The sequence below is a fragment of the Rhizohabitans arisaemae genome (assembly GCF_025996515.1).
Classification (GTDB): Bacteria; Actinomycetota; Actinomycetes; order Streptosporangiales; family Streptosporangiaceae; genus Rhizohabitans; species Rhizohabitans arisaemae.
The window spans coordinates 180,690-193,233 of record NZ_BLRH01000021.1; the positions used below are offsets into that span (position 1 = coordinate 180,690).

General features: G+C 67.9%; 8 protein-coding genes. 4 read left to right on the forward strand and 4 right to left on the reverse strand.

The features are described from left to right. The 3 genes from RUR_RS09220 to RUR_RS09230 all read right to left on the reverse strand — a co-directional run. On the reverse strand, positions 1-627 hold a 627-nt coding region (locus RUR_RS09220), incomplete at its 3' end, for a phosphopantetheine-binding protein (protein ID WP_283134527.1). After that, positions 627-2,336, reverse strand: a complete 1,710-nt coding sequence (locus RUR_RS09225) for a fatty acyl-AMP ligase (RefSeq protein WP_283134528.1) — start codon at positions 2,334-2,336, stop codon at positions 627-629. The genes RUR_RS09220 and RUR_RS09225, both read right to left, overlap by 1 nt. Before the next feature lie 14 nt (positions 2,337-2,350). Then, the gene (locus tag RUR_RS09230) at positions 2,351-3,571 is read right to left on the reverse strand and encodes a phytanoyl-CoA dioxygenase family protein (RefSeq protein ID WP_283134529.1); all 1,221 of its coding nucleotides are present in this window, start codon (positions 3,569-3,571) and stop codon (positions 2,351-2,353) included. Positions 3,572-4,268: 697 nt separating this feature from the next. On the opposite strand from RUR_RS09230, the gene RUR_RS09235 reads away from it, so the two are divergent. The 4 genes from RUR_RS09235 (at position 4,269) to darG (ending at position 11,282) form a co-directional block, all read left to right on the forward strand. After that, complete coding sequence (locus RUR_RS09235; RefSeq protein WP_283134530.1) at positions 4,269-7,223, forward strand: ATP-binding protein; 2,955 nt, start codon at positions 4,269-4,271, stop codon at positions 7,221-7,223. A gap of 215 nt (positions 7,224-7,438) precedes the next feature. Next, a complete protein-coding gene (locus RUR_RS09240; RefSeq protein WP_283134531.1) occupies positions 7,439-9,118 on the forward strand; it encodes a DUF885 domain-containing protein in 1,680 nt (559 codons plus the stop codon). Positions 9,119-9,537: 419 nt separating this feature from the next. Beyond that, positions 9,538-10,230, forward strand: a complete 693-nt coding sequence (darT, locus tag RUR_RS09245; RefSeq protein ID WP_283134532.1) for a type II toxin-antitoxin system toxin DNA ADP-ribosyl transferase DarT — start codon at positions 9,538-9,540, stop codon at positions 10,228-10,230. Next, positions 10,227-11,282, forward strand: a complete 1,056-nt coding sequence (darG, locus tag RUR_RS09250) for a type II toxin-antitoxin system antitoxin DNA ADP-ribosyl glycohydrolase DarG (RefSeq protein WP_283134533.1) — start codon at positions 10,227-10,229, stop codon at positions 11,280-11,282. The genes darT and darG overlap by 4 nt, the downstream gene beginning before the upstream one ends. 419 nt (positions 11,283-11,701) lie before the next feature. On the opposite strand, the gene RUR_RS09255 is transcribed toward darG, so the two are convergent. Continuing rightward, positions 11,702-12,247, reverse strand: a complete 546-nt coding sequence (locus tag RUR_RS09255; protein ID WP_283134534.1) for a hypothetical protein — start codon at positions 12,245-12,247, stop codon at positions 11,702-11,704. Between the last annotated feature and the right edge of the window lie 297 nt (positions 12,248-12,544).

The window sequence follows — 12,544 nt, forward strand, 5'->3', positions numbered from 1 at the left end:
TTGCTCCAGCCGGGCCGTGATCTCGTCGGTGGGCGCGGATGCGCCGGCGGTGAGGTCGGTGTGGGGGAGCGGATGGGGCCCGGGTGGGTGGATGCGCCGGTAGGGGCCTTGGTCGTCGGCGGGGTAGTCGGTGCGCAGGGTTTCGTGGCGGGTGACGACGTCGGTGAGGGCGGCGGTGAGGGCGCCGGTGTCGAGGTCGCCGGTGAGGGTGATGCGGCCGGCGAGGGTGTAGGCGGTGGTGCCGGGGGTGAGCTGGTCGAGGAACCAGAGTCGTCTCTCGGTGGAGGAGAGGGGGATCCGGTCGGGGTGTTCGCCGGTCCAGACGGGTTCGGCGGTGTCGCGGGCGGGGTCCCGGTCCGCCGAACGGCCGGAGTCGGCCAGCGTGTGCGCGAGGGTGGAGATCGTCGCGTCGGCGAGCAGGTCGGCGATCGAGATCGACAGGCCGAGGGCGGATTCCACGCGGTGCTGGAGGTTGACGGCCGCCAGGGAGTCGAGGCCCAGGCTGATCAGGGGAACGTTCGGGTCGACTCGGTGCGGCGCGATCTCCAGCAGCTCGCCTACGGCCGTACACAGCTCTCGCTCGATGTCGGCGAGCGGGGTCCCGCCGGGGACGATGTCGGCGTTCATCAGGCGGCGCCCTCCTCGGGCTCGTCCGTGGGGAGTACCGGCAGTTCGCCCGCGAGATACATCCGGCGGCACAATCCGCGCTGGAGCTTCCCGTTGGAGGTCTTCGGTACGGATCGGCTCCGGACCAGCGCGACGGCGTGCGGCCGCAGGCCGTGCTGCTCCGCGACGGCCTGCCGGATCGCCGCACGCACGTGTTCGATCTGCGCCGGGTCGCAGCGGGGGGAGAGCTCGGCCACCACGGCCAGTTGCTCGCCGCCGTCCACCTCGACGGTGAACGCGGCGACCCCGCGGGGGCGTAGCATCGGGTGCGCCGACTCGACGGAGCCCTCGATGTCCTGCGGATAGTGGTTGCGTCCCCTGATGATGAGCACGTCCTTGGACCGGCCGGTGATGAACAGCTGGCCGTCCCGGAGGAACCCGAGGTCGCCGGTCCGGAGGAACTCGCCGTCGGCACCGTGGACGCGGGTGTGGAGGTCCGCCTGGCTGCCGGCGTTCCAGTAGCCGCGGGTCACGCTCTCGCCCGCGACGACGATCTCGCCGATGTGCCCGTCGGGCACCGGCTTCGCGGTGGTCGCGTCGACGACCCGCACATCCAGCTCGGGCGGCGTCTCACCGCATCCGACGAGCCACACCTCGCCGGTGTCGGACGGCCGGAAGACGTCCTCCTCCAGCGACCGGGCGGAGGTGCGCACCTCGACCGGGTGGGCCTGCGGGGGACCGCCGGAGACGAACAGCGTCGCCTCGGCCAGCCCGTAGCAGGGGTACCAGGCCCGCCGGCGGAAGCCTGACGGTGCGAATCGCTCGGTGAAACGGTCCAGAGTCCGCTTTCTGATCGGCTCGGAACCGGAGAACGCCACCGACCAGGTGCTCAGGTCGAGCGGTTCGCCGGCTCCTTCGCGGTACCGGGACACGCACAACTCGAAGGCGAAGTCGGGTCCGCCGCTCACCGTCCCGCCGTACCGCGAGATCGCTTCGAGCCATCCGAGCGGACGCTGGAGAAAGTCCAGCGGAGACATGAGTACGGCGGGGAAACCCAGGTAGAGCGGTTGCAGGATCCCGCCGACCAACCCCATGTCGTGGTACGGGGGCAGCCAGCTCACGCAGACCGACTCCGGGGTAAGCCCCATGCTTGCGGCGATGACGGCGGAGTTGTGCATCAGGTTGCCGTGTGTGACGACGACGCCTTTGGGGTCTCCGGTCGAGCCGGAGGTGTATTGGAGGAAGGCGATGTCGTCCGGGCGGGGCGGCGGGCCGGGAAGGTCCTCGTCGCCGGGGGCGATCTCGTCGGCGGCGATCCGGGGTATCCGGCTCAGCGGGCCCTCTCCGGCCTGCGCGGCGACGAGGGCGAGCACCGGGCCGTCGGCGATCAAGGCGCTCGGCCGGGCGTCGCCGACGATGCCGAGCAGCCGGGTCAGGCTTCGCTCGTTGGTGGGCGGATAGACGGGTACGGCGATGACCCCGGCCTGCAGCGACGCGGCGAACGCCGTGATGTAGTGCGGGCCGGGCGAACACATGATGAGGACCCGGTCACCGGGCCGCGCCACCTGCCGGAGTCTGATCGCCATGGTGCGGGCGGAACGTTCCAGGTGGGAGTAGGTCAGTTCCGGCGATCGGGCGTCGAAGGGGAATGTGTAGGCCGCGCGGCCGCCGTGCTCGCTCGCCCGGGTGCGGATGACGTCGACCAGGGTGCCGGGCCGGGAAATGCGCATCGTGACATCAACACCTAGTCTCTAAACCATTCCGTCTGCTGAAGGGCCACCGTGAAGTCACCGTCGATGACGAGGGCTCCCCGGCCGAACGCGTCGATCGGATCCGCCTTGCCGCCGGTGATCATCAGGTAGTCGTGGAGGGTCGAGGTGATGGTGACGCTGGCGTCCTCGTCGCCGCCCGGCACCGCGAGGCAGCGGCTGCCGGAGACCTGGACCTGCCAGCGGTGGTTTCCGGATTCGGAGACGATGCGGTATTCGATCACCGCGTTCTCCCCGACCGCCTTTTCCGGCCGGAAGGAGTCCTGCATGTTGTTGAAGATTCCGGCCAGGACGGTGTGCTCCCGGTCGTAGGGCTCCTGGGGCGGGATCCGGACGAACGGGGAGGCGGGGAAATCGGGGAGTTCGCCGCCGGTGCGTTCGGTCGTGCGCAGGCCGGGCGGGGTCTTGATCCAGTCGGTGGAGGACCAGTCCCGGGAGAGTTCGTCCCAGCCGGGCACCGGCCCGTGCAGATGGGGGAGCAGCGCGTCGGCGGGGATCTCCTGTGCGGACGACTGCCAGCGGTAGTCCCCCGACAGCCGCAGTCGTTCGGTCGTGTTCGGCAGCGCGGCGTGCGCGGTGAGGCAATGGAAGATCAGGACGTCGCCGACCCGGTAGTCCGTCGTCGCCCAGGCGTCGTCGCCGGGATCCACCCGGTGCAGCCGGGGGACGACACCTTCGTTCTGCGAGCCGGTGAGGATGGCGAGCCCGCCGAGCTCACGTGGGCAGTCCACGAAGGGGATCCACGACGTGAACATGTCGGGAACGCCTTCGACCACGAAGTCCTGATGGGCGTAGATGCCGGGTGTCGTGCCGAGACGGGTCGGCCAGACGATCCTGCCGATCTTACGCGGATGGGGGAACACGTCGGACCCGAAGAGGTTCCGCATCACCGTGGTGAGCGCCGGCTGGTGGATGAGCGCGTGAAAGTACTCAAGCCGCTGCAGGGCGATGTATCCGCCGAAGAAGTTGCTGTTCTTGAAGTCTCGGGCCGGCGGTTCGAGCGGGGCCTCGTCCGGGGGATGGCCGTCGCGCAGCCAGCCTTCCGCCTGCAGCGCGGTGAGCGTGTCGAACGCGAGTCTGCGTATGGGCGCGGGATCGAGCAGCCCGCGGAGGAAGATGTAGCCGTCCTCCGCGATCCTTCTCCTGATCTCCTGAGGGTCGTGGACGACGGCCGATGATTCTCTCAGGTCACGCATCGGATTCCTCAGCTACTCGGCTGACATTGGCGAATTGCATGATTTCCGCAATTGAATCGATGGAGTCGGGCCGGTTGTTCCGCATTAATAATTGGCGGAGTCGGGCCGCTGCATATATCGGATTTCCACTATGCGCCTGCACTGTCGCCAGCCTAGCGGGGACCCTTTACGGCGAGTAGTTAGGGAAATCCCTTACAGATGTGCCTAAGATCATAGGGTCGGCTGTTGCGAGATCGAACGTGGGATTGTAAGGTTACTTTGTGTAATTTTACCTGTTCAAACTCCTGGGGCTTTGGCGGCGGGCGCCGCCCACATAACTCATTGTTACCACTCGTGCTGGAACGGCTATCGTTCGGAGGTCTTACCTGAGTGTCATTGACAGTCGTGGCGACTTCATGCACGCTCACTAGTGGTTGAACCGGGCTATGCTGATCAATTTCGGCCTGGCCGCGCACGGGGGGTGATTCAACTATATAATTTGCTGGTCGGAGCGTGATTCGGTGTTGGCGCTCGATTGGTCGTTACGTCATCACCGCGGCTGAGGTCGTGTTTTGTGTAAGAGTTTTGAAGCGACCCCCGTCTAGCGGCCGTCGGTGATCACCGGAGTGGGAAGACGAGCCGGCAGTTGGGGGAAGCATTCGTGGTCGTTTGGCACAGATACGGACCATCGCTCGATCCAAGAAGCGAGGGATCTTGGATGACGCGAGGTGCGGGGGCACGGGACGACGGGGAGCCGATGACCCACGGCAGGTCCCCGGTGGCCGGCAGACCTCTTGTCGGCCGTAAGAAGGAACTCGGTGTCCTCACCCGCGCGCTCGACACGCTGAGGGAAGGGGAGCCGAAGATCGTGGAGATCGTCGGTGACCCGGGGATAGGGAAGACCTCGCTGCTGGCCGAGTTCGCCAGGGGGGCGGGGATCCGTGGTCACGTCGTGCTCAGCTGCCGTCCGGGCATGCGCGAGCGCGCCAAGCCGTTCGGTATCGTCCTCGGGGCCGTCGACGGTCATCTGCGGTGCACGAAGGCGAGTACGCAGAGATGGATCGGGTCCGATTTCTCGGATCTCCTCGCGCGGCTCCTGCCCAGGTCGATCGCCTCGGCGGGGCGATCGCTCACGGAGACGCAGTGGCTGAGCCTGTTCCGCACCGTCCGGTCGTTCCTGGAGGAGCTGGCCGAACCCGACGGCCTGGTCGTGATCTTCGACGACCTGCACCTGGTCGACCCGATGTCGGAGCAGCTCGTGGCCGAACTGCTGCGACGTCCGCCGCGCGGCCCGGTGCTCCTCACCCTGGCCTACCGTCCCCGGCAGATGCCCACGTTGCTGCGGACCGCGCTGGCCACCGCCGCCATCGAGCGGCGGGTCTCCTCGCTGGGTCTGGCCCCCCTGGGCGAGGAGGAGGTCGACGAGCTCCTCGGCCCGACGTGGAGCCGCACCCATCGGAGGATGCTGTACCAGGCCAGCGGCGGAGTCCCCTTCTACCTTGAGGGGCTTGCGACGGATCACGCGGATCCGGGCCGCGACCCGTCTGGCGGTGCCTTCCGCGAAGGTTTTGGCACGCTCCCACGCGGCACGTACGCCACGGTGCACGGGGAACTCGCCGAACTCTCCCCGGAGCATCTGCTGGTGGCCCAGGCCGCGGCCGTGGCGGGCGACTCGTTCAGCGTCACCCTCGTCGCCGAGCTCGCCGACCTGCCCCCGGCGGAGGTGCGGGAGGCGATCGGCAGCCTGCTCCGGCATGACCTGATCCGCAGGGTCGGCGGCTCCGCCAGGTACTCCTACCGGCATCAGCTCATCCGCCAGGTGGTGTACGAGACTACGAGCCTGGAGTGGCGGCTCGCCGCGCACGCCAAGGCCGCCGACGCGCTGCTCGACGGGGACGCCCCGGTGGCGACCCGCGCCGGGCATCTGGCCCTGGTGGCCAGGACCGGGGACGAACGGGCCATCTCCACGCTGGTGGAGGCCGCGAGCAGGACGGTGGCCCGGGCCCCGGCCGAGGCGGTCCGCTGGTTGCGGAGCGCGTTGCGGCTGCTCCCCGACACCGGGGAGGTCGGTTCCCGGCGGCTCGATCTGATGATCGCCTTGGCGAAGGCGCTCGCCGCCGGCGGCTGGCTGGACGAGAGCGGCGACATGCTGCAAGAGGTGGTACGGCGCCTGTCGCGGGACAGGACCGGACGCCGGACGCAGGCGGTCGCCCTCTGGGCGATGACGGAGCGGCTGCTCGGACGGCATCTGAAGGTGCGCGCCTTCCTGCTCAGGGAGCTTGAGGAACTCCACGGCAAACGGGCTGCGGAGGCGGTCGTGCTCAAGCTGGAGCTCGCCGCCACGACCTTGCTCGGGGACGCGGGCGGCATCGGCAGGTCTCAGCTGAAGGAACTGGTGACCGCGGCGGAGGAACAGCCCGACCCGGTCCTGCGGGTCGCGGCGCTCGGCCTCGCGGTCCTGTCCGACTGCGCCGCCGGGCCGATGGACGAGACCGACGCGGTGCTGTCGCGGGCGGCCAGGCTCGCCGACGAGCTTACCGACGATCAGCTGAGCCGCCGGATCGACGGCATCGTCTGGGTGGGGTGGGGGGAGATCTACCACGATCGGTACACCAGGGCGATGCGCCATATCGGCCGCGGGCTTGAGCTGGCCAGGATGTCCGGCCACGGTTCGGGTCTGCCCCGGCTGGCGGTCGCCATGGCCAGGCTCCTCACGATCCAGGGGCGTCTGTCGGAGGCGGTCCAGTTCGTGGACGAGGCCCTGGAGGTCGCCGAGCACTCGGGCAGCGACGAACTGCTGACGATGGCGCTGACCGCGCAGTGCCATACGGCGAACGCGCGAGGTGATCTGGAAACGGCGCTGCGGGCCGGTATCCGGGCCACGGAGACCGGCGGCTGGGTGAAGGGACGCTGGTGGCGGGTGGCCTGGGTGGCGCTCGCGGAGGCCCGGCTGCTGGCGGGCGACCCCGAGGGCTGCATCGAGGCGGTCGAGGTCGTAGGAGGCGGCCCCGAGTTGCCCGCGTTGTACGCGGTGTCCCGGTCCGAGGTCTTCGAGCTGCTCACCCGGGCCGAACTCGCCGCCGGGCGGCCCGAGCGGGCGAAGGCCCGGGCGTACGGCGCCGAGCTGGCGGCGGAGGGCGGTATGTCGAGCGCCCGGGCGTTCGCCCTGCTGGCCATGGCGCAGTCGCTGAGCGGGTTCGCCCCGGCCGTGGCGGTGGAGAAGGCCGGGGAGGCCGCGGCGATCTTCGCCAGGCTGGGCCGGAAGACGGAGGCGGGGCGTGCGCGCCTGGTCGCGGGCATGGCGCACACGGCGTCCGGCCATCCGGCGCAGGCGGGGGCCGAACTCGGCCAGGCGGAGACCCTGTTCGAGCAGTCGGGCGCGCGGTTGCTGCTGGAACGGGTCCGCCAGGGGCAGCGGCGGATCATCGAGCGCACGATCGGGCGGCCGCGCCGGGGGAGCGGACTCGACCTGCTGACCAAGCGGGAGAGCCAGGTCGCCGTGCTGGTGAGCGAGGGGCACACCAACCGGCAGATCGCCCAGCGGCTGGGGGTGTCCGACAAGACGGTGGAGGCCCACCTGGCACGGGTCTTCGGCAAACTCGGCGTCGACTCACGCGCCTCGGTGGCCGTCCTGGTCGCTCGGTCGGGCCAACCGGTCGAACTCCCGGCCTAGGTGACATGACCTGGTGATCGCTTCGGTGCGCGCTCCCCGCGGGGGTGCGGATCAGGCGACCTTGGGTTGGGTACGGGCCGCGCCGGGTTGTCGCCGGAGGCGTGGTCCGGTGCCCGGGTCGCAGGCGGCCGTACGACCGTGAATCTCTCGCACAGCTGTCAAGGTATGCCGGTTCGCGTCACGTGCGGTCGCCGGTCGCCACCCGAAGGGATGCCATGGAAGACCTGCACAGGTCGCCGGAGCACCGGCCGACCGACGACATCTACCACGAATTTCATCAGGAGCAGTGCCGGCTCGATCCCGTGCGCGCGACCCTGTCGGGGGTGGCCGGGTTCGACGACGGGCTGCCCGACTATTCCCCGGAGGGCTGGGAGCGGCGGCTGGAGCTGTACCGGGTGACGAGGTCGCGGCTCGACGCCGTACCCGGCCTGGGCGGGAGGGACGCGGTGACCGCGGGGATCCTGCGGGAGCGGCTTGAGGCGGAGGCCGGCTACCTCGCCGGCGGCCTGGCCGCGTCCCTCAACACCGTCGTGAGCCCCCCCATGCTGATCAGGGAGGCGATCGGCCAGGCCGACACCGCGAGCGAGGCCGGTGCCCGGGCGCTGGAGCGGCGGCTGCGGGCGGTACCCGGCGCGCTCTCCGGCTATCTGCGGACCGTCGCGGGCCGGCCGGCCGCGGGTCGGCCGCCGGTCCGGGCGCAGGCGGAGGTCGTCGCCTTGATCGCGCGGATGTGGTCGGACGACCCGATGTTCTCCGACCTCGCCGCGGACGCCGCCGCCCGTGGCGCCGCCGGGGCTCCGGCTCTCGGGCGTGAGCTCGCCGCCGCGGCGGACGCGGCGAAGCTCGCCTACGCCGACTTCGCGACGGGGCTGGAGCGCGAGGTGCTCCCCCACGTCCGGGAGGACGGCGCGGCGGGGCCGGAGGCGTACGGGCTTGCGGCCCGCCACGCCCTCGGCGTCGACCTGGACCTGGCGGAGACCTACGCGTGGCTCGCGGACCGGCTGCGCGCCGTGGCGGAGGAGACGCGGGCGCTGGCCGGGGAGATCAAGCCGGGGGCGGGCGTCCCGGAGGTCTGCGCGGGCCTGGACGCGGATCCGGCCTGGTGTGTGGAGACGGTCCGGCTGGAAGGCTGGCTGAAGGACCGGCTCGGGCTGGCGTTCGACCTGGTCCGCAAAGGGCTCTTCGACGTCCCGCAGGAGCTGGGCACCCTTGAGGCCGTCGTGTCGGCCTCCGGCGGCGGGCCGGTCCGGTACCTTCCGCCCGCGTCCGATCTGTCGCGGCCGGGACGGGTGATCTGGCCGGTGGGGGACGAGCCGGTCACCCCGGTGTGGAGCGGGGTGACGGCGGTCCACCACGAAGGGGTGCCGGGCCACCACCTGCAGATGGGCACGGCGGTGCTCGATTCCGGGCTCCCGCTCTGGCAGCGGCATCTGACCGTTCCCGGTCACGCGGAGGGCTGGGCGGTGTACGCGGAGGGCCTCATGACCGGGCTCGGCGGACTGGACGGCCCGCCGGGACTCGGCTATCTCATGGGTCTGCGGGCGAACCTCGCGGTGGCCCTCGCGGATCTCGGCGGGCACGCGGGCTTTCCCATGCCGGCGGTGCCGGGTGCCGTCGCGGGCGAGCCGTGGACGCGGGAGCACACCCTGGCCTTTCTCCGGGAGAACTCCACGATCGCCGAGCCGATGCTGGGGTTCACGCTGCTGCGGAGTGAGGCGTGGCCGGCTCAGGCCCTCACCTACGCCTGCGGAGCCAGGGTGTGGCAGGACGCCCGAGACCTGGCTCGGCGTCGCCTCGGCCCGGATTTCGATCCGCGGACTTTCCACACCCGGATGCTCGCCCTCGGCCCGTGCGGCCTGTCAGCGGTGACCGAGGCCGCTGCAGCGCACGCCTAGCGTTCCGCGCTTTGAGTTCGCATGCGGTTCAGCCGGCGCCGCGCTACCACGCCGAGTTCGGTACGGCCTGCGGCGGCCGAGCCGAGAACCCCGCCGGGCGGGGTACGGGCTGCGCCGGGGCCGGCCCTGCTGATTGCCGGCTGGACCCACCTCGGCGCCGGATTCGGCATGAGCTCCATCCTGGAAGGTCCCGAAGTAGTGGAGCCGCGCGAACACCTTCACAACATCATCAATGGCGGCCACTTCGACGAGGCGGAACCATCCAGGCCAACGCGGACGGGGATTCCGCGGCTCGACTACCAGCGCCCATTGGTTTCTTCTTCGAAGGTAGGCCACTCGACCCGGAATGTGGCGCGACTGATTCGATCCCGCTTCACTTCGAGGAAACCTGATCACCACTACAGCTATGCTGCTGGTCGATGATGGACGTGCAAGATCCGTGGTTGTTGCACTTCACCCACGTGGACAATCTGGGCGCCATAGCTCAGAACGGCTTGGTGGCCGACAACCGCCGACCGCCGTTGACGGTGGAGTGCGCCGATCAAAGGATCAAGGCGAATCGGCGAGAGCGCGCTGTGTCAGTCGGCTCAGCCGGTGTAGTGGCAGACTACGTACCTTTCTACTTCGCGCCGCGATCTCCCATGCTCTACCGCATCTGCAAGGGCGGCGTGACGAGCTACGGCCAAGGACAGGGTCCGCTGATCTACCTGGTGACTCGGCTCTCCGCCATGACCGAACGCGACCTCGCCTGGGTTGCGAGCGATCGGAACGCCGCCACCGCCACGGCCCGATTCACCATCACCCGGAGCGATCTGGCCAAACACATCGACTGGGCCCTCATGGAGGAGGAGTACTGGGCCGACACCGAGGATGACGGGTCACGGGTGCAACGACGTATAGCCGAAATGCTGGTCCACGAGCGTGTGCCGTGGGAGGCCTTCACACACGTGTACACGCACAACGATGCCGTGGCCGCTGCTTGTCACGCGATCATCGCCTCGTTGGAACAGCGCCCATCGGTGGCAGTGCGGGCGCATTGGTATTTCGACAACCCGGTTTCGAAAACATATTCGATCAAGGATAATAGGGTGCGAGGGGGTGAACTGAAGTGATCAGAGAGGTCAACGGCAATCTGCTGCGTGACGATGCCCAAGCGCTCGTCAACACCGTCAACCTCGTCGGTGTGATGGGCAAAGGTATCGCGCTTCAGTTCAAGCGCGCCTTCCCTGAGGTTTTCGCTGCATACGCGGAGGCGTGCGGACGCGGTGAACTCCGGCCGGGAAAGGTCTTCCCTGTACAGATCGCCGGAACTGATCGCTGGGTCCTCAACTTCCCAACCAAGCGCCACTGGCGACAGGGCTCACGGCTCGACGACATCATCGACGGCCTTGACCATCTGGCCGAGGTCCTGGTCGATCTCAAGATCCGCAGCGTTGCCGTTCCTCCGTTGGGCTGTGGAAACGGTGGGCTGGACTGGTCTGTCGTACGGCCACTGATCCTGGAGAAGCTGGGGAACCTCGACCTGGACGTCCGGGTCTATCGCTCAGGCACACCTCAGCCGAAAGACATGGTGGCGAGCGCCGAACCGCCTGACCTCACCCTTCAGCGAAACAGGCTGATCGCGGCCCTGTCCAGGTACGTGACGCTGGCCTTCGAATCGGGCATGTCGGTGTTGCCCCGGCTGTCACTGTTGGAGGCCCACAAGGTCCCCTACCTGATGCAGTGCGCCGGCCTGGATCTGGCCTTGCCATTCACGCGACACATCTACGGTCCGTTCTCCGCCCGACTGAACCAGGAACTGGCCGCCATGGAAGGCCACTACTTCCTCGGCTACGGCGACGGCACCCAAGGTGCCAGAGCTGTACTTCGGGTGTGGGAGAAGGCCGCCGCTGCCGCGGAATCGGCGGTCGCCGAGGATGTCGCGTTCGAGCAGGCCTGGCAGGCGGTGAGTCGCGCGGTGGCCGGCTATGAGTATCCCGAGGGAATGGAACTACTTGCGTCGGTCCAGTACCTGGCCGCGAGGTCAGGTAGCGCCGTCGACCCCAGCTCCCTCGCTGAACAGATGTCCGCATGGAGTCCACGCAAGCGGCGTCTCTTCAACCCCGACGACGTCAGGGGTGCTTTTGACCGGTTGTGCGAGTCAGGACTGCTGACGAGCCGGTAGTGCCGATTTCTAGTATGAGATGCATTCAGGAATTCCAGGCTCGGCGGAAACACGATGAGGGGTTCGGGTCGACGCGAACCATTCACGGTTGAGGAAGCGTCCAGTGATTCGCCCAACCATGCAGAGATAGAGGTGGAGTTCCTGGGCGCGGAACATGCCACCCTCCAGCTCTGGTCATCGCTTCGGTGAAGCCGCACTCCACGCGTGAGCCCGGATTCACCCGCAGTCGTCGCGCCAGCTCCTCCGGGTCGTCGCTCTCGACCCATATCCTGACGAACCAACTGCTCAACTCCGAATTCCCATATGAGTTCCCACTGATTCTCCGAGGGCAGCGGACCGACCATGTCGCCATCACATTCTCCGCCGATTCGACGAGTGCCTTGAGGTGGGGAACGTGTGATCACCGGCCAGGTTCCGGGTCAGGGGATCCTGCATAGCAGCCCCTTTGATGAAAACCATTCCCGGTCGTAGAATCGCCCGGTGATTCTTCCCATGATGAGCAGGTACTGTTCCAGGAGTTCTGCTGTCGGCGTCAGGGGAGTGGATTCGAGGTCCTCGCTGTACGAGTCGTATTCGCGAGCGCCGAAGACGTCTCCAGAGCATATCCCATCGTACGTGTAGAATAATGGATATATACGGTCAATACCCCCGATGTGTACGAGGTCGAAGACGTGCAGACGTTCGAGGCTGAGGATCTCCGAGTCCGGTGTCGTTCCACTCAAGGTGAGTACATGGGACCAGCCAGGTGCATGGCGGGTAATCCAGACCAGCCGAATGATAGAGGTTGGTTCATATGGGCGTATAGCGGTCTGGAAGTCGCATGTCATAGCTGATTCTGGTGCGACTTGGAGGCGCCTAGCCACTTCATTGATGTCTTCAGTACTGACCCAGTGCGCAGCAAAGGATCCGTAGAGCCCGTGCTCAACCAGGAGGTCTTTCTGCCGCTCGGCAGGGAAACTTTTCATAGGAGAAGATCGATTCAATTCAGTTCTTGTGCGACGGAGGGAGGGGCAGGAATCGTAGTATACGATTCCTGCCCCTCCACTTGTAATACGTATCCTAGTCGACTCAGGATTCGATGAGCACCCAGAACGTGTTTCCTGCTCCGACGTGGAAGTCCGCGTAGAACATGCCGAGCGCGTTTCCATGGGTTATGTTGTGCCTTCCGGTTACCGCCATGATGGAATAATTCCCTTGGGCATAGCTGGCGCCTTGCACTGTGGAAGCGAACGGGCGGGAGCACGCGGCGGCGCTGGACGGGA

Bases quoted from the DNA above. Each gene is read 5' to 3' on its own strand.
- RUR_RS09225 (WP_283134528.1), bottom strand. From the start codon at position 2,336: ATGCGCATTTCCCGGCCCGGCACCCTGGTCGACGTCATCCGCACCCGG.
- RUR_RS09230 (WP_283134529.1), bottom strand. From the start codon at position 3,571: ATGCGTGACCTGAGAGAATCATCGGCCGTCGTCCACGACCCTCAGGAG.
- RUR_RS09235 (WP_283134530.1), top strand. From the start codon at position 4,269: ATGACGCGAGGTGCGGGGGCACGGGACGACGGGGAGCCGATGACCCAC.
- RUR_RS09240 (WP_283134531.1), top strand. From the start codon at position 7,439: ATGGAAGACCTGCACAGGTCGCCGGAGCACCGGCCGACCGACGACATC.
- darT (WP_283134532.1), top strand. From the start codon at position 9,538: ATGATGGACGTGCAAGATCCGTGGTTGTTGCACTTCACCCACGTGGAC.
- RUR_RS09255 (WP_283134534.1), bottom strand. From the start codon at position 12,247: ATGAAAAGTTTCCCTGCCGAGCGGCAGAAAGACCTCCTGGTTGAGCAC.